Consider the following 15,477-nt stretch of genomic DNA (forward strand, 5'->3'; position numbering starts at 1 on the left):
GGCGCGCCGTCCGGTGCTTCAATTCGCCCATGCGAAAAGCGCTGCTGGCAGTTGTCTTGGTCGCGACCTGGTCCATCGCGGGAGCCCTGCCCGCAGGGGCGGCTCAGCCGTCGTGGTCCGGCGACTATTCGGTGAAGCGCTTCGCCGCGACCAAGACCGGCACGAGTCTGGCGGCAAGTCAGTGGGAACCCGATTTCGCCGACATCTACACGTTCGAGACGACGTGCACGGATGGCGAGTGCGTGGCCACCGTGGTCGGCGGGCCCGCCCCGGCCAATCCGACCCTGCCGCAACCGGCGCAATACACGTGGGACGGGACCAGCTGGGTCCATCCGTACGACTGGGAGTGGGACTGCTGGATGGGGGAGGGCAATCCGAAGGTGTGGGCGCCGGCGCACTCGGAGGCCTACTACACCCCACAGCCCGACGGCACGCTGATCGGCTCGTGGCGCACCGACATCGCGAGCGGCCCGTGCGCAGGCTCGGTCATCATGGACGTCGCGGCTTACCCGGTCGACCTGCCTCCCGTGTTCGGTAGCGGTAGCTGACGAATCTCGCGATCCTCAGAGCTCGAAGCCGGCGACCGCGTTTCCGGTGAGCGGATTGTGCTCGCGGGCATAGATTTCCAGGGTGGCAGGATTCTTGTGCCCGGTCTGCCGCATCACTTCGTGGGCCTGCGCGCCGTTGCGGAACGCCTGGGTGACGAATCCGGCACGCAGGGAGTGCCCGCCGAGTTTCACGATCTTGGCGGGGGAGAGTCCCGCGTCGGCGGCCGCCCGCCGGATCACCCCGTGGATGCCCTGCCCGGTGAGGGCGCTGTCACCGATGTTGCCGTTCACGCGCAGCGGACGGAACACCGGCGAGGTGGCGACGTCGGGGTAGAGGTCGGGGTAGGCGACGTGGCAGATGTGCGCGCCGAACGTGTCTGGCGCGCCGAGCAATTCGGCGACGGCGTCGCGGCCACCTCGGTGGTGGGCAAGTACGACGTCGAGCCACCGTCGGTACACGCACGGCGGGCACGCGCGGTGCCCGACCGCGAACGGGGTGGCCTTGACCATGCCGTCGCCGACCTGGTCGGTCTTCGATCGCCGTACCAGGATGTGCAGCCCGTCCTGGGGGTGCAGGGTGATGTCGCGCAGTTGCAGGCCGGACAGCTCGGCGCGGCGGAACGCACCGAGGAAGCCGATCAGGATGACCGCCGAGTCGCGGCGTTCGCGCAGTCGCTCCTGCCACGTGGCGGCGTTCTGCCGCATCGTGGCGAGGATGTAGCCGATCTCGTCCCCCAATAGAGGTGCGACGCGTTTGGTCGGGCGTTCCCCGGCCGCGGCATAGGTACGACGAAGGCCGGCCAACGTGTCCTTGACGATCTGGGCTTGCCCGGGGGCAGGGCGGGCGCACGCGCGGTGCCAGTAGTTGATCGACGCCACCCATCGGGTGAGCGTGTTCGTCGCGTACCGGCGTTCCCCGGTGCCGGCGCGCAACTCGGCGTGCTCGGTGAGATAGTCGGCGACGGTGTGCGGGTGCGCCGGCATCGGCACGTGCCCGCGCTCCGCACACCAGCTGCGGAACTTGTCCCAGTCCGTGCGATAGTTCCGGGCGGTCGACGGGGAGTGCCGCTGCTCGAGGGCGGCGACGATCCGAGCCTCGGCGGACACGGACAGCACCGGGACGGCAGGTTCCGGTCCGGGCTCGGTCGATGCCGTCGGGCGTTCGGGGACCGCGGGCAGAGCGGGCACGACACGGACCGTGTCGACCTCTTCACTCACACCCGCGCTCCTCTCGTGTCATCGAGCGAGCCTACCGAGTGGGACCGACAGTTCTGTATGCCCGGATGTGACGCCCCGGAGTGTCACAGTGACGGAATTGCGTGGACTCCCCGGAAGCCCGTGTGGGGCCGTCGACGCGGCGACGTGGCGGTACTGACCGTCCGACTCCGCCGACACAGTGATGGCGCTAACTGTCATTAGCGTGAGTTGGATTCCTGGGGTCCGGTGAACCGCTCCTCAATGCGCGCCCCGCCGCGACACCGGCGGCATGAACTCGCCCTCGAGGGTCCGGTGCCACCAGGCACCGGACTCCCGACGTTCGGCCGGCGTGGTGTACCGGTAGCGGTAGATCCGCGCCCGGATCACCGCCGGGGGAGCGTCCGGAAAGGGATTGCGGTGCAGTAGTTTCAGGATGGCGCGGTCGCCCTCCAACAAGCGGGTGACGAAGGCGCCGAACCAGGAGGCGGCGTAGCCGGGGGAGATCGCGGCGAACCACATCAGCCAGTCCAGCCGCAGGTGGTAGGGCGCGAACTGGCGTGGACGGCGTCGCAGATCGCCCGGCTTGCCCTTGAACTTGTACTCGCGCCACTCGGTGTCGGGAGTGATGTGTTCGTCGGAGGTGCCCTCGACCACGATTTCGCGTCGAACGCGGGTGATGTGGCCGAACGCTCCGTAGGTGTTCACCAGGTGCCACGGATCGAACGACGCGTTCATCATCTGATGGCGCGAGAACAGGTTGCGGGCCGGCCGGTAGCTCAACCCGAGGATCACGGCGGCGAACGCCACCACGACACCGACGAACCACAGCGGCGACGACGCGATCTCCGACGGCGACGACACCGGGAGCACGAACTCCCAGAACCCGTCCGGCAGCACCGACAGTCCGAGCACGATCGCGAGCCAGTTGAGCCACGCGAAGTTCCCGCTCGCCACCAACCACAACTGGGTGACCACCATGATCGCGGCCGCGCCGCCCGCGACGGGCTGCGGCGCGAACAGGAAGAACGGCACGATCAGCTGCGTGAAGTGGTTGCCGGCCACCTCGATCTTGTGCAGCGGCCGCGGCAGGTGGTGGAAGTACCAGCTGAGCGGCCCGGGCATCGGCTGGGTCTCGTGGTGGTAGTTCAGACAGGTCAGATCCCGCCAGCACGGGTCACCGCGGATCTTGATCAGGCCGGCGCCGAACTCGAGCCGGAACAGCAGCCACCGCAGCAACAGCAGCGTCAGCAGCGGCGGGGCGGTGTCCCAGTTCCCGACGAACACCGCGAGTAATCCCACCTCGAGCAGCAGCGATTCCCAGCCGAACCCGTACCAGAGTTGCCCGACGTTGACGATCGACAGGTACAGCCCCCACAGCAGCAGCCAGCCCAGCATCGACAGCGGCAGCGGAAGCCGGTCCACCAGGCCGAGCAGCGCGAGACCCGACAGCACCACCCCGGACCACGCCACGATCGCGTAGAACCGGTCGGAGTAGTGCAGGTGGAAGATGCTCGGCGAGCGCTGCCAACGGCTCCCTGCCAGGTAGCGCCGGATCGGCAGCAGCCCGCCGTCCCCGATGAGAGGTCTGAACTGATTGACCGCCACCAGGAAGGCAGCGAAGTAGATGGCGGCGAGCCCCTCCTTGAAGAGCAGCCGCGACAGCCAGTAACCGTCCGCGTCGAACCACACCACAGCAGGCTCCTCTGCCGTGGACGCTACTCGCTCCCGTCAAGCGCTCACATCAGGTGCGGCAGCACTTCCTTCTCGAGCAACTCGAGACCGGACGTGTCGTATGCGGCCTCCGGGACATAGAAGATCGCGTACTCGAGGCCCTGCTTCTTCAGCGCGGTCAGATTCTCGACGATCTGCTCCGGGGTGCCGACCGCCGGCAGACCGCGGAACGCGCTCAGCGACGCCTCGGCCTTCTCGGCGCCGACGACCGGTTCGAGCCGGGACCGCAGAGCGTCGAGCCGGTCCTGCACCTCGGCCTCGGTCCGGCCGATCGCCACGTTGTAGTTCGCCGACCGGGTGATCGCGTCGAAGTCGGTGCCCAACTCCGCACAGTGCCGGCGCAGGACCTCGGACTTGTGCGCGAACACCTCGGGGGTGCCGTCGAAGTTGGTGTACTGCGCGTACTTGGCCGCGATCTTCAGCGTCACCTTCTCGCCACCACCGGCGATCCACAGCGGGATGCCACCGTCCTGCAGCGGTAGGGGGCGGACGATCGCGCCGTCCACCTGGTAGTGCTTCCCGTCGAGGGTGGCGCTGCCCGTGGTCCACGCCTGCTTGAAGATCTGGACACCCTCGTCGAGTCGACCGAGTCGCTCGCCGGCCGACGGGAACCCGTAGCCGTAGGCGCGCCATTCGTGCTCGTACCAACCGCCACCGATACCCATCTCGACTCGTCCGCCGGAGATGAGGTCGGTGGTGGCCGCGACCTTCGCGAGATACGCGGGGTTGCGATAGCTCATCGCGGTGCACATCTGGCCCAGGCGCACCCGATCGGTGACGGCCGCGAACGCCGCCATCAACGACCAGGCCTCGTGCGTCGCCTCGTCGGTGGGTTCGGGAACGGTGTGGAAGTGGTCGTAGACCCAGATCGAGTCCCACGGGCCGTTGTCGGCGCGCACCGCGAGGTCACGCATCACCTGCCACTGGTCGGCGGGATCGATCCCGACCAGGTCCAGTCGCCAACCCTGGGGCACGAAGAATCCGAAACGCATGGTGGGGTCCTGTTCTCGAGAGGTGGTGTACTACTGCACGGCGTCGACGTACAGCCATCTTCCGTTCTCACAGACGAACGTGCTGTGTTCGCGCATCGAGCCGCGCTCGCCGTGGTCGACGTAATGTGCCACGAACTCGACGGCGCCGGTGGAGTCGAGGAGACCGCCGGCCGACGTGGCCAGCACGTCGAGGCGGCGCCACACCTGCTCGGGGTCGATGTCCAGCCGTTTCGGTCGGGTACTCGGATGCCATGTGCGCAGCAGGTACGCCTCGTCGCCGACGGCGAACGCCGCGTAACGCGACCGCATCAACTGCTCGGCGGTGGGCGCCTCGGCAGCACCGGAATGGAAGCGGCCGCAGCACTGGCCGTACTGCTCGCCGGACAGGCAGGGGCAGCGGTCGTCGTTCGCAATCGTGGCCATCGGGACCCTCACTGTGCCTGGCTGACGGAGGACATGTGGAAGTCGGGAATTCGCATCGGCGGCATCGCGGTTCGGGTGAACCAGTCCTTCCACTCCCGCGGCAGCGTCGGCTCGGTGGCGCCCACCTCGGTGGCCCGGCGCAGCAGATCCAGTGGGCTGTCGTTGAACCGGAAGTTGTTGACCGCGGCGGTGACCGCGCCGTCCTCGACGAGGTACACGCCGTCGCGGGTGAGACCGGTGAGCAGCGCGGTGGCCGGGTCGACCTCTCGGAGGTACCACAGCGTGGTGAGCAGCAGGCCGCGTTCGGTGCGCGCCACCAGGTCGTCGAGCGTGGCCGCCGAACCGCCGGTGAGCAGCAGGTTGTCGCCCGGCACGGCAACGGGCGCATCGAACTCGGCGGCCGCGGCGCGCGGGTAGGCGAGCGCGTTGATCACGCCGTCCCGGATCCAGTCGACGCGTCCGGCGTCCATCCCGTTGTCGAACACCGACAGCGTGTCGGACGACGCGGCGGTCGCGACGAACGGGGCGTAGCCCAGTCGGTCGGCGTGCGGGTCCGAGTACAGCGTCAGCGGAATGTCGGTGAGTCGCTCGCCGACCCGGGTGCCGCCCTTGCGGGAGAGCGCCGTGTGCCCCTCCTGCGCGCCCCGGCCCTCCATCGCCCACATCAGCGGGATCATCAGGTCCGACACCGCCGACGGCGGCAGCACCGTCTCGTAGCGTCCGGCCGGCAGCGCCACCGTGCGGGCCGACCAGTCCAGCCTGGTGCCGAGATCGGCCAGCAGATGCGGGACGGACACATCGGTGAAATCGAGGCTCGCCGAGCCGACCCAGGCGCTGGCGTCGCCGCGCTTGCCGTTGATCTCGATCGATCCGGTGGGCTGCGTGAACCGGCGGCGGACGCCCGCCGACGTGCCGAGCCACGTGGAGTGGACCTGGTGGTGCGCGAAGCCGTACAGCCGGTCGGCGCCCGCGAAGCCGTCGGCGAGACCGGGCACGAGTCCTTCGAACACCTCGACACCCGTGGTCGCCGGCCCGTCGGCCCAGCCCCCGCCGCCGACCCCGTCCCCGGTCGGCAGATCCATCGCGTCCTCGGCGGGCTGCGCCGAGCGCGCGGCCGCCTCGCTGGCCCGCACGACGTCGGCGATCGCGTCGGCATCGACCGTGGACGACGTCACCGCGCCGACCCGGGCGGAACCGTCGGCGGAGCGGACGACGGACAGCACGGTCCACGACCGCGACGTCGAGACACCGTTGGTGGTCATCGAATTGCCGGCCCAGCGCAGCGACGCCTCACCGGCGTCGGTGACCAGCACCATCGCCTCGTCGACCGTCGACAGTGCGAGGGCACGCTCGACCAGTTCCTGCGCCGCGATCATCGGCCGCTCTCCGTTCGCGTGTTGAGCACGTTGACGCCGCGGAACAGCGCCGACGGGCAGCCGTGGCTCACCGCCGCGACCTGCCCGGGCTGCGCCTTGCCGCAGTTGAACGCGCCGCCGAGCCGCCACGTCGACGGACCGCCGACCGCCTCCATCGACCCCCAGAAATCGGTGGTGGTGGCCTGATAGGCGACGTCCCGGAGTTGGCCGTCGAGCCGGCCGTTGCGGATCCGGAAGAACCGCTGACCGGTGAACTGGAAGTTGTAGCGCTGCATGTCGATCGACCAGCTCTTGTCGCCGACGACGTAGATGCCGTGCTCGACGCGGGAGATCAGGTCGGCGGTACCGGGGTCGGACGCCGGGTCCGGCTGCAGCGACACGTTCGCCATCCGCTGGATCGGCACATGGTGGGCGGAATCGGCGTACGAGCAGCCGTTGGAGCGGTCCAACCCGAGCCGCGGCGCGAACACCCGGTCCAGCTGGTAGCCGACGAGGACGCCGTCGCGCACCAGGTCCCAGCGCTGCGCGGCGACCGCATCGTCGTCGTATCCGACGCTCGCCAGACCGTGCCGCTCGGTGCGGTCCGCGGTCACGTGCATCAGCGGGGTGCCGTACTGCAGGGTGCCCAGTAGGTCCGGGGTCGCGAACGAGGTGCCGGCGTACGCGGCCTCGTAACCGATCGCGCGGTCGTATTCGGTTGCGTGACCGATGGACTCGTGGATCGTCAGCCACAGGTTCGTGGGGTCGATCACGAGATCGGTGGGGCCGGCCTCGACACTGGGCGCCGCGATCTTCTCCGCCAGCAGGCTCGGGATCTCGTCGAGTTCGGCGTCCCACTCCCAGCTGCTGCCGGTCAGGTACTCCCAGCCGCGGCCGACGGGCGGGGCGAGCGTGCGCATCGTCTCGAAAGTTCCGGCGGCCTCGTCCACCGAGGTGGCCTCCAGTTCCGGATGCAACCGGACGCGTTGCTGCGTGATCGCCGACCCGGCGAGGTCGGCATAGAACGTCTGCTCCTTGACCTGCAGACAGTTCGCCGTCACGTGGTGGACCCCCGGGGAGTCCAGCAGACGCCGCGACCAGTCACCGAGCAGCGCCACCTTGTCCGCGGTCGGGACGGCGAACGGATCGGTCACGTAGTCGGACACCCAGGTGGCATCCGGGTAGACGGGTTCCGGTGCGAGCACGACGCGGTCACGATTGAGGGTTCGCAACGCGCGAGCCACGCGAACCGCTTCCGCCGCCACGGTGGCGGCGGTGTCCGCTGTCAGCTGGGCGTGGGACGCGAAGCCCCAGGTGCCGTCCACGATCACCCGGACCGAGAATCCGGTCTCGGTCCCGTCCTCGACCGCCTGCACCCGGCCGTCGCGCAGGCGAAGCGACTGGGTGACCGTTCGGTGCACCCGCAGGTCCGCGTGTTCGGCACCCGACGCGCGGGCCACCGACAGGGCCGCGTCCGCGAGGGCGCGGAGGGGGAGGGTGGTGAACTGGTCGTCGACCCCGTGCGGGGCGCGGTCCGTGGGGTGGGCGCCGCCATACGTCACGATCACCGGCCCAGTCTAGAGCGCGGCAGCGCGGCGACGGTCGACCCGCCGCCGTCGCCGCGCCTGCGCTGACTATTCCCCGGATCGGACGATGCGCGGCATCGCGTACCCGCCGTCGATGAGTCCCGCGGTGGGACCGTAGAACCGGGCCGCCAACCGGAATCCGTCCGACGGTGAGGTCGGCAGCCAGTTGCGCGCCTGCTCCGGATCGGTCGGACGCTCGGGCTGCAGGTAGAAGGTGAGTTTGCCGTCGACCACGGCGTAGTCGCCCGCCTTCAGCAGTTCGCTCGTTGCGCTGTACCGGTCTACCGGGTTGTCGATGAAGTAGCCCGCCGAGTCGTACACCGGCAGCTCCCAGAACTCGGTGGTCGGCGGCAGATCGTCCATGTCGAAGGTCAGCGTGTAGTCGTACCGGCCGTCGAGCGGGCGTCCCTCGCTGTCGTCGAAGACGTACGCGATGGTGTGCGATTCGTAGGGGACGGGGGTGCCCCACGCGACGTCGTCGGCACCGGCCTTGGCGACGTAGTCCAGGTCGTCGAAGAACAGGCTCGACTGCAGGCGCCAGCCGTTCATGTCGACCTGGGAGGACTCGAACGCCTGCTTGGCCTCGCGCCGCGCACGGGCGAAGCCGTCCTCGATCGCGGCCTTCTGCTCGGCCGAGACCTCGCCGGGTTCGAAGATGGTGCCCTCCCGCAAGCCCAGCTTGGACAGTCGGTTCAGTGTCTCGGTCTCCTTGACCGAGTCCGTCCGCCGGGTCAGCGACGGATCGTTGATCGACAGGCTGAGCAGCTGCAGATAGTCGATCGGCGTCATCGACTTGCCGATGTCGGCGATCTGGTCCATTCGCGGGAACGTCCGGTAGTCGCCCTTGACGATCGGCTGCTGTTCGAGCGGCGGAACCCTGCCACCGTTCGCCTCCCACTGGGCGAGGGGCGCGGCCAGCACCCCGGTGACGGTCTGCCGGGCCCCGGCCATGTCCTGCTCGTCGCGGGTCGTCACCGCCACGCGCACCGCGAGCGTGAACGAGTTGGACGACGCGCGGATGATCTCGGTGCCGCGGAAACCACCGGGCAGCTTGCCCTTCCACTCGGGTCCGACGATGAGATACCGCTGCGGCGCGTTGCCGGTGAACTGTGAGCCCGCCTTGAAGAAACACTCGACGTTCTGGTCGGTGGCCTGCACACTCCAGTACCGGCCGTCGGTGACGGCCGGCGTCTCCACCACGATCGGGTCGGCGGAGACGTCGAAGGCGCCACCGGAGTACAGCGTCGACGCGTTCACCGTGGTCGCGTACCGGGTCTTCGCGTCGAACAGATTCAGCTGCGGCTGGACGCGATTGATCCCCCGGTAGGCGGGCTGCCCCTCGAGTCCGGTGAACATGTGCCGCAATTCGTAGTAGCCGGCGATGTTCAGGCCCCAGTAGAAGGCCTCCTCCGACAGGTCGGCGATCTGTGCGGTGGACAGCGCCGGATCGACGAGGGCCCGCTCGCTCGATCGAGCGGCGGACGTTCCGCTGCAGGCGGTGAGCAGCAGCAACGCCGATGCGGCGGCGGCTGCGGCGGCAAGGACCGTGGCGCGAGACCGCGGACGAATGTTCATACGATGCCCTTCCTGGTAAGACGTAGTGACTTAGTCGATGGTCGGCACGAAGTGCCGCCGGGTGATTCGGGATTGCGGACCAGCGCGCGCAGGGGCGGGCCGCGAGTCCGATGGTCAGCGCGTCCATCCCGATCGCGGCCCGCGTCGAGATCGATGGTGTTCGAGGCGTCGTCGGTTAAGTCACTTTGTCTCAACGAGGTCCTAGTTCCCAGTGACGCTCCCACTGAGAGGGATACCCGCGTGTGTCCGATTCGTTCGGTTACGTTGGGCGTCATGGTGGGGAGACCGAAACACACAGGGTGGATGCTCGCCGCGGCAGTGGCGATCCTCGTGACGGGATGTGGGAGCGGTGGCGACGACGAGATCGGATTCCCGGAAGCGGGATTCACCCGACAGGAAGGCGGCAGGGCGCTGACACTGCCGGACCCGGACACGGTCACCGACAGCCGACTCGAACTCGGGATCTCGTGGGCGGGCGAGGCGGTGTTGCCCGCCGAGGGCACCACGACGTGTCGGCATGTCACGTATCCGCGGGGGAGCGGCGAGTACTGGGAGTACGAGGTGGCGACGAGCGACTTCGCCGACTACGACGGCGGGGGAGAGTTACCGGGACGGGACTTCGCGGTGCGCGCGGCCCTGGGCATCCGATCCGAGACGGAGGATCGGACGGACGCGGTCGACATCGTGTTCTCCGGCCCGGGCGGCAGTCACCACCGCCTCGGTGGCACGCGGGAGGACGGCCTGTCCGTCTCGGTCAGCGCCGACCACACCGCACTCACCTTCATGATCAACAGCCTGGCGACCAGCATCGACCGGGAGCCTCGCTGGACGGCGGCCGCAGGAACGATCCACTGCGGCGAGATCGTCGAAGTGACGTCGGGCCGCTGAGCCGAGGCGCCGGCGAAACCGGAAGTCCCCGCCGAATCGTCGACTCGGCGGGGACTTCCGGCTCGGAGGTGCTACGCGGTGAACTGCCCCACGGTGCCGAGTGCGGTGCAGGTGGCGCCGGACTCGTAGTTCACCCCGCCGAACAGCGCGGCGAGCACGATGCCCTCACCGGTGTCGACCGTCTTCGACAGCGTCGGCACGTTCAGGATCGTGTCGTCCAGTGGGACCACGCCACTCTTCAAGGTGTTGACGTTGAACCACGCGACCTGCAGATCGGACTGCTTCGGGATCTCGAGGTGCGCCGGGACCGCCTGGAAGCGCAGGTGCCCCCGCTCGATCCACGGCGGGATGGGGAAGTTCGGTCCGGACTGCGCGCTCGCGACGGTGACCGTCATCGGATTGCCCGCCACACCGCAGCCGAACGTCGGGGCCGGGAACAGGAAGTCCTGCGCGGTCGTGGTGCCCACCTCTTGGCCGGTGACGCCTTCGATGACCTCGGTGACGCCGGGCGTGGCGAGTATTCCGCCGAACAGATCCTGCGCGAGCGGCACGGTCCTGGTCAGGTCGCCGAGCAGAGTCTGCAGCGACGGCGGCGCGGCCGGCGCGGGAGCGGCGCTCGCCGTCCCCGAGAACACGACGGCTCCCGCGGCAGCGGCCGCGACGGTGGCGGTGAGACGGACGGCCAGTCGGCGTGCGGCGCCGCGCCCGAAGCGTCGTGACATGTGAACTCCTCCCTGAGTGACCGGCCCTCCCAGCCGATCTGTCCTGGTACTGCACCATGCGGGAAGTCTCTACGTCAACTTTAGGGTTAGACCGTTACCGCATCGACTCCGAGGTCCGGCGACGAACGTGGGAGCATTTTCGCGTTCCCGATCGTTGAGCAGACAGAGCATTCCGCCGCACCCGGCGGTCCGCGCCACCGAAAGGATCACCCGATGATCGCCGCACTGTTCGTTCTCTACGTCGTCGTGGAGGTCGGTGTGCTGATCTGGGTGGGCAGCACGATCGGCGTCCTGTGGACCATCCTGCTGCTCATCGCGGGCTCCGCGGTGGGCATGGTGCTGGTGAAGTCGCAGTGGCGGGCCGTCATGGACGGCTTCCGACGGGCCACCCGCGGAGAGGCGTCGCCGACCGGTGCGGTCGCCGACGGCGCAATGGTCGCGGCCGGCTCCGTACTGATGTTCGTGCCGGGCCTGGTCACTTCCGTGCTGGGCTTGCTGATGCTGTTGCCGCCCACGCGGTGGGCGCTGCGTCCCGTCGCAGTCCTGCTCGCCGGCAAGCGCGCCAACGTGACTCTCGCGGGCGTCGAGTTCGCGTCTCGCCGCGCCCGCACGCAACGGGGGACCGTCATCGACGGGGAAGTGGTGGACGTCTACCCGGACTTCGGGTCGGACACCCCGCCCCAGGGACCACGCGCGCTGCCGTAACGGGCAGACTGGCTGCCCGTGAGTACCCAACTGCTGGTCGACGGCCGCATCTACAGTCCAAGTGCCCCCGACGCCACCGCGATGGCGGTCACCGACGGCACCGTCGTGTGGATCGGCGAGGATCGGCCGGGCCGTGCGCTGCACCCGGACGCCGAGGTGATCGAACTCGACGGCGCGTTCGTCACCCCCGGATTCGTCGACACCCACGTCCACGTCACCGCGCTCGGCCTGCAGTTGACGGGCCCCGACCTCTCGGGTGCCCGCAACCGAAACGAATGCCTCGAGTTGCTGCGCCGATTCGCGAGCGAGCACGACGACGCCGTCGTCTGGGGGCAGGGCTGGGACGACAGCACGTGGCCCGACACCGCCCCGAGCACCGCGGACCTCGATGCCGCGGCCCCCGGTCGGGCGGTGTACCTCAGCCGCATCGACGCGCACTCCGCGCTGTGCTCGACGCCACTTCGCGCGGCCACACCGGACCTGAACGCTGCCACCGGATTCACGCCCGACGGCGCCCTCTCCGCCGACGCCCATCACCTGGTGCGCGACCAGGCGCGGTCGCTGTTGACCGAGGCCCAGCGCGCACAGGCCCGTAGCGCGGCACTCGACCACTGCGCGGCGCAGGGCATCGTCGCCGTCCACGAGTGCGGCGGCCCCGCGATCGGGGGACTGACCGACTTCCGCGAATTGCTCGCGCTGTCCCACGGTGTCGAGGTCCGCGGCTACTGGGGCGAGGCCGTCACCACACCCGAGGAGGCGGCCGACCTACTGGCCCGCACCGGCGCCCATGCGCTCGGCGGTGACCTGTTCGTCGACGGCGCACTCGGTTCCCGGACCGCCGCGCTGGTCGCGCCGTACCACGACTGCGCCGGTCATCACGGCAACCGCTACCTCGACACCGCCGCCGTCGCCGCGCACGTGCGCGCGTGCACGATCGCCGGCATCCAGGCCGGATTCCACGTGATCGGCGACGACGCGATCCGTACCGCCGTCGCCGCGTTCGAGTCGGTCGCCGCCGAACTCGGCGGCCCCGCCGTCGCGGCGCGCGGGCATCGGCTCGAGCACCTCGAGATGGTCACCCCGGAGCAGGCGGCACTGCTGGGCAGCTGGGGCGTGATCGCCAGCATGCAGCCGGTGTTCGACGCCCTGTGGGGCGGTACCGACGGAATGTACGCGCAGCGCCTCGGCGCCGAGCGGGCCCTGCGCATGAACGCGTTCGCCCCGATCGCTTCGACCGGAATGTCGCTGGCGTTCGGGTCCGACGCGCCGGTCACGGCCGTCGACCCGTGGGCGATGCTCCGCGCGGCGGTGAACCATCACACGCCGGGCAGTGGCGTGTCCCCGCGGGCCGCGTTCTCGGCGGCGACCCGGGGCGCATGGCGCGCGGGCGGCGTCCGCGACGGCATGGCGGGCACCCTGACCCCGGGCGCACCCGCGTCCTACGTCGTGTGGGACGCCGACGAGCTGGTGGTCGCCGCCCCCAAGGACTCCGTCCAGCGTTGGTCGACCGACCCCCGCTCGCGGGTGCCGGCGCTGCCGCGCCTCGAGGACGACGCCCCGGCGCCGGTGTGCCGGCGCTCGGTGCACCGCGGGGTCACCGTCCATGAGGCCTGACCGGACCGCGCTGACGGCGACCGCACGCGACGCGGTTCTGGCGATCGCGTCGGGTCTGCTGCTGTTCGCGAGCTTCCCGCCGCGACCGCTGTGGTTCCTCGCGCCGATCGGCATCGCGCTGTTGACCGCGGTGCTCACCGGCTACGGCCGCGGCGGACGGAAACTGCGCGCCGGCTTCGGCTACGGGTATCTCGCGGGACTGGGCTTCCTCGTCCCGCTGCTGCCGTGGATCGGCGTGTACGTCGGCCCGCTGCCGTGGCTCGCGCTGGCGGCGGCCGAGTCGGTCTTCGTCGGACTGTTCGGCCTCGGCGCGGTCCTCGTCGCGCGGCTGCGGGCCCCCATCTGGGTGCTCGCCGTCGCGCTCGCGGCGGTGTGGAGTCTCACCGAGTGGCTGCGCTCGTCGGTGCCGTTCGGCGGATTCCCGTGGGGTCGCCTCGCTTTCGGCCAACCCGAGGGCTGGCTGCTCCCACTCGCCGCGCTCGGCGGCGCGCCGCTGCTCAGCTTCGGGGTAGCCCTCACCGGCACCGGTCTCGCGGCGGTCGCCCTGACCGCGGTGCGGCGCCGGCCGTGGCGCACGCTCGCCGGCCCGGTTCTGGTCGCGTGCGGCGCGTCCGTCGTCGCGGTCGCCACCCTGCCGTACGTGCACGCCGATGCGGACGGCGACCGGACCGTCACCGTCGCCGCGATCCAGGGCAGCGTCCCCCGACTCGGTCTCGACTTCAACTCACAGCGGCGCGCCGTCCTCGACAACCACGTGCGGCGCACCTTCGAGCTGGCCGACGACGTGGCCGCCGGCCGCGCGGCGCAGCCCGATCTGGTGGTGTGGCCGGAGAACGCGTCGGACATCGATCCGTTCCGCAACGCCGACGCGGCCGAGGAGATCACCGCCGCCTCGCAGGCCGTGGGCGCCCCGATCCTCGTCGGCGCGGTGCTGGTGAACTCCGATGGCACCACCACCAACTCGGTGATCGTGTGGGACGGAACCACCGGCCCGGGCGAGCGGCACGACAAGCGGATCATCCAGCCGTTCGGCGAATACCTGCCGTACCGCGACTTCTTCCGGTTGTTCTCCTCGTACGCGGATCAGGCGGGCAACTTCGTGCCCGGCGACGGCAACGGGGTCGTCCGCGCCGCCGGGATTCCCGTGGGCGTCGCGACGTGCTACGAGGTCGCCTTCGACCGCGCGCTCACCGAATCGGTGCGCGGCGGCGCGGAACTGATCGCCGTGCCCACCAACAACGCCACCTTCGGCGACACCGAGATGACGTACCAGCAGCTGGCGATGTCGCGGGTGCGCGCCGTCGAGCACCGACGCGACGTCGTCGTGGCGGCCACCAGCGGGGTCAGTGCCATCATCGACGCCGACGGCGCCGTGACGCAGCAGTCCCCGCTTTTCGAACCGGCCGCCCTGGTATCGGAGGTCTCACTACGCACCGGGACGACGCCGGCCACGCGGCTCGGCCCGACCCCGGAGTATCTGCTGTGCCTGGGTGCGGCCGTCGCACTCGGGCTGGCCGCGGTCCGCAGCCGGAGGCACGGGTCCGAATCGGCAGTACCCCTCCCCTCGGATGCGGGGGATCGTTCGGCGCTCTGACTCCACCCGCCCGGCGAATCACCGAAAACGCCCCCGTACCGCTCTCGGTAGCGGTGCGGGGGCGTTTTCGCGCCTAACATGGTGTAACAGCCAGCGTCCGGCGGTCGAACTAAAGAATGGTGTGCATCACATTTCGTCGACAACGATCGAGAGGTGAGACGGTGACCAATCCGTTCGACGACGCCGATGCCGAATACCTGGTGCTGGTCAACGAGGAGAACCAGCATTCGCTGTGGCCCGCTTTCGCCGACGTTCCCGTCGGCTGGGCGGTGGTGCACGGCCGGGACACACGTCGCGCCTGCGTCGACTACATCGATGCGCACTGGACCGATCTGCGTCCGTCGGCCGCGATGATCGCACCGGAGCATGATTCGTCGCTCGGCTAGGCGCGGAAGAAGCGCCGACAACCCCTTCGAGCCGACCCCGGACAGCGTGCCGGGACCAACCGGACCGAAGGGTCAAATACCGCTATCTACCAGGCCATTCGAGCCGTTTTCACGGGCCCGGAAACCGTCCGTGCGCGTAATGGATCTTGATATGGTGTGGT

At 69.7% G+C, this 15,477-nt stretch carries 14 protein-coding genes; 6 read left to right on the top strand and 8 right to left on the bottom strand.

Annotation, left to right across the window (positions count from 1 at the left end):
- Window positions 1–29: 29 nt before the first annotated feature.
- Window positions 30–548, top strand: coding sequence for an Rv2253 family sensor-like surface protein (locus tag ABEU20_RS22890; protein ID WP_420166674.1), 519 nt, complete (start codon window positions 30–32; stop codon window positions 546–548).
- A 15-nt stretch (window positions 549–563) separates the two neighbouring features.
- Here the strand turns inward: ABEU20_RS22890 and ABEU20_RS22895 are convergent, their stop codons facing one another.
- The 7 genes from ABEU20_RS22895 to ABEU20_RS22925 form a co-directional block, all read right to left on the bottom strand.
- Window positions 564–1,766, bottom strand: a complete 1,203-nt coding sequence (locus tag ABEU20_RS22895; RefSeq protein WP_420166675.1) for a tyrosine-type recombinase/integrase — start codon at window positions 1,764–1,766, stop codon at window positions 564–566.
- A gap of 237 nt (window positions 1,767–2,003) precedes the next feature.
- Complete coding sequence (locus ABEU20_RS22900; protein WP_420166676.1) at window positions 2,004–3,437, bottom strand: lipase maturation factor family protein; 1,434 nt, start codon at window positions 3,435–3,437, stop codon at window positions 2,004–2,006.
- 44 nt (window positions 3,438–3,481) lie between these two features.
- The gene (locus ABEU20_RS22905) at window positions 3,482–4,468 is read right to left on the bottom strand and encodes an LLM class F420-dependent oxidoreductase (protein ID WP_420166677.1); all 987 of its coding nucleotides are present in this window, start codon (window positions 4,466–4,468) and stop codon (window positions 3,482–3,484) included.
- A gap of 30 nt (window positions 4,469–4,498) precedes the next feature.
- Complete coding sequence (locus ABEU20_RS22910; RefSeq protein WP_420166678.1) at window positions 4,499–4,891, bottom strand: YchJ family protein; 393 nt, start codon at window positions 4,889–4,891, stop codon at window positions 4,499–4,501.
- 8 nt (window positions 4,892–4,899) lie between these two features.
- Entirely contained in the window at window positions 4,900–6,267 is a 1,368-nt protein-coding gene (locus ABEU20_RS22915; RefSeq protein ID WP_420166679.1) for a metallopeptidase TldD-related protein, read from the bottom strand.
- Complete coding sequence (locus ABEU20_RS22920) at window positions 6,264–7,814, bottom strand: TldD/PmbA family protein (protein WP_420166680.1); 1,551 nt, start codon at window positions 7,812–7,814, stop codon at window positions 6,264–6,266. The genes ABEU20_RS22915 and ABEU20_RS22920 overlap by 4 nt, the downstream gene beginning before the upstream one ends.
- Before the next feature lie 66 nt (window positions 7,815–7,880).
- A complete protein-coding gene (locus tag ABEU20_RS22925) occupies window positions 7,881–9,407 on the bottom strand; it encodes a DUF1254 domain-containing protein (protein WP_420166681.1) in 1,527 nt (508 codons plus the stop codon).
- A gap of 273 nt (window positions 9,408–9,680) precedes the next feature.
- On the opposite strand from ABEU20_RS22925, the gene ABEU20_RS22930 reads away from it, so the two are divergent.
- Window positions 9,681–10,295 carry a hypothetical protein gene (locus ABEU20_RS22930; protein WP_420166682.1) on the top strand — a complete coding sequence of 205 codons (615 nt, stop codon included), beginning with the start codon at window positions 9,681–9,683 and terminating at the stop codon, window positions 10,293–10,295.
- A gap of 71 nt (window positions 10,296–10,366) precedes the next feature.
- Here the strand turns inward: ABEU20_RS22930 and ABEU20_RS22935 are convergent, their stop codons facing one another.
- Window positions 10,367–11,017: a hypothetical protein gene (locus ABEU20_RS22935; protein ID WP_420166683.1), complete on the bottom strand. Its 651-nt coding sequence runs from the start codon at window positions 11,015–11,017 to the stop codon at window positions 10,367–10,369.
- 213 nt (window positions 11,018–11,230) lie between these two features.
- Between ABEU20_RS22935 and ABEU20_RS22940 the strand changes: the two genes are divergently transcribed.
- The 4 genes from ABEU20_RS22940 (at window position 11,231) to ABEU20_RS22955 (ending at window position 15,316) form a co-directional block, all read left to right on the top strand.
- Window positions 11,231–11,722 carry an FxsA family protein gene (locus tag ABEU20_RS22940; protein ID WP_420166684.1) on the top strand — a complete coding sequence of 164 codons (492 nt, stop codon included), beginning with the start codon at window positions 11,231–11,233 and terminating at the stop codon, window positions 11,720–11,722.
- A 12-nt stretch (window positions 11,723–11,734) separates the two neighbouring features.
- Window positions 11,735–13,336, top strand: a complete 1,602-nt coding sequence (locus ABEU20_RS22945; RefSeq protein ID WP_420166773.1) for an amidohydrolase — start codon at window positions 11,735–11,737, stop codon at window positions 13,334–13,336.
- On the top strand, window positions 13,326–14,930 hold the full coding sequence (lnt, locus tag ABEU20_RS22950; protein WP_420166685.1) for an apolipoprotein N-acyltransferase: 1,605 nt from the start codon (window positions 13,326–13,328) through the stop codon (window positions 14,928–14,930). The genes ABEU20_RS22945 and lnt overlap by 11 nt, the downstream gene beginning before the upstream one ends.
- A gap of 161 nt (window positions 14,931–15,091) precedes the next feature.
- On the top strand, window positions 15,092–15,316 hold the full coding sequence (locus ABEU20_RS22955) for an MbtH family protein (protein ID WP_420166686.1): 225 nt from the start codon (window positions 15,092–15,094) through the stop codon (window positions 15,314–15,316).
- Window positions 15,317–15,477: the final 161 nt, after the last annotated feature.

Origin of the sequence: Rhodococcus parequi, assembly GCF_046042785.1 — a bacterium.
Classification (GTDB): domain Bacteria; phylum Actinomycetota; class Actinomycetes; order Mycobacteriales; family Mycobacteriaceae; genus Prescottella; species Prescottella parequi.

Bases quoted from the DNA above. Each gene is read 5' to 3' on its own strand.
- ABEU20_RS22890 (WP_420166674.1), top strand. From the start codon at position 30: ATGCGAAAAGCGCTGCTGGCAGTTGTCTTGGTCGCGACCTGGTCCATC.
- ABEU20_RS22905 (WP_420166677.1), bottom strand. From the start codon at position 4,468: ATGCGTTTCGGATTCTTCGTGCCCCAGGGTTGGCGACTGGACCTGGTC.
- ABEU20_RS22910 (WP_420166678.1), bottom strand. From the start codon at position 4,891: ATGGCCACGATTGCGAACGACGACCGCTGCCCCTGCCTGTCCGGCGAG.
- ABEU20_RS22915 (WP_420166679.1), bottom strand. From the start codon at position 6,267: ATGATCGCGGCGCAGGAACTGGTCGAGCGTGCCCTCGCACTGTCGACG.
- ABEU20_RS22925 (WP_420166681.1), bottom strand. From the start codon at position 9,407: ATGAACATTCGTCCGCGGTCTCGCGCCACGGTCCTTGCCGCCGCAGCC.
- ABEU20_RS22930 (WP_420166682.1), top strand. From the start codon at position 9,681: ATGGTGGGGAGACCGAAACACACAGGGTGGATGCTCGCCGCGGCAGTG.
- ABEU20_RS22935 (WP_420166683.1), bottom strand. From the start codon at position 11,017: ATGTCACGACGCTTCGGGCGCGGCGCCGCACGCCGACTGGCCGTCCGT.
- ABEU20_RS22940 (WP_420166684.1), top strand. From the start codon at position 11,231: ATGATCGCCGCACTGTTCGTTCTCTACGTCGTCGTGGAGGTCGGTGTG.
- lnt (WP_420166685.1), top strand. From the start codon at position 13,326: ATGAGGCCTGACCGGACCGCGCTGACGGCGACCGCACGCGACGCGGTT.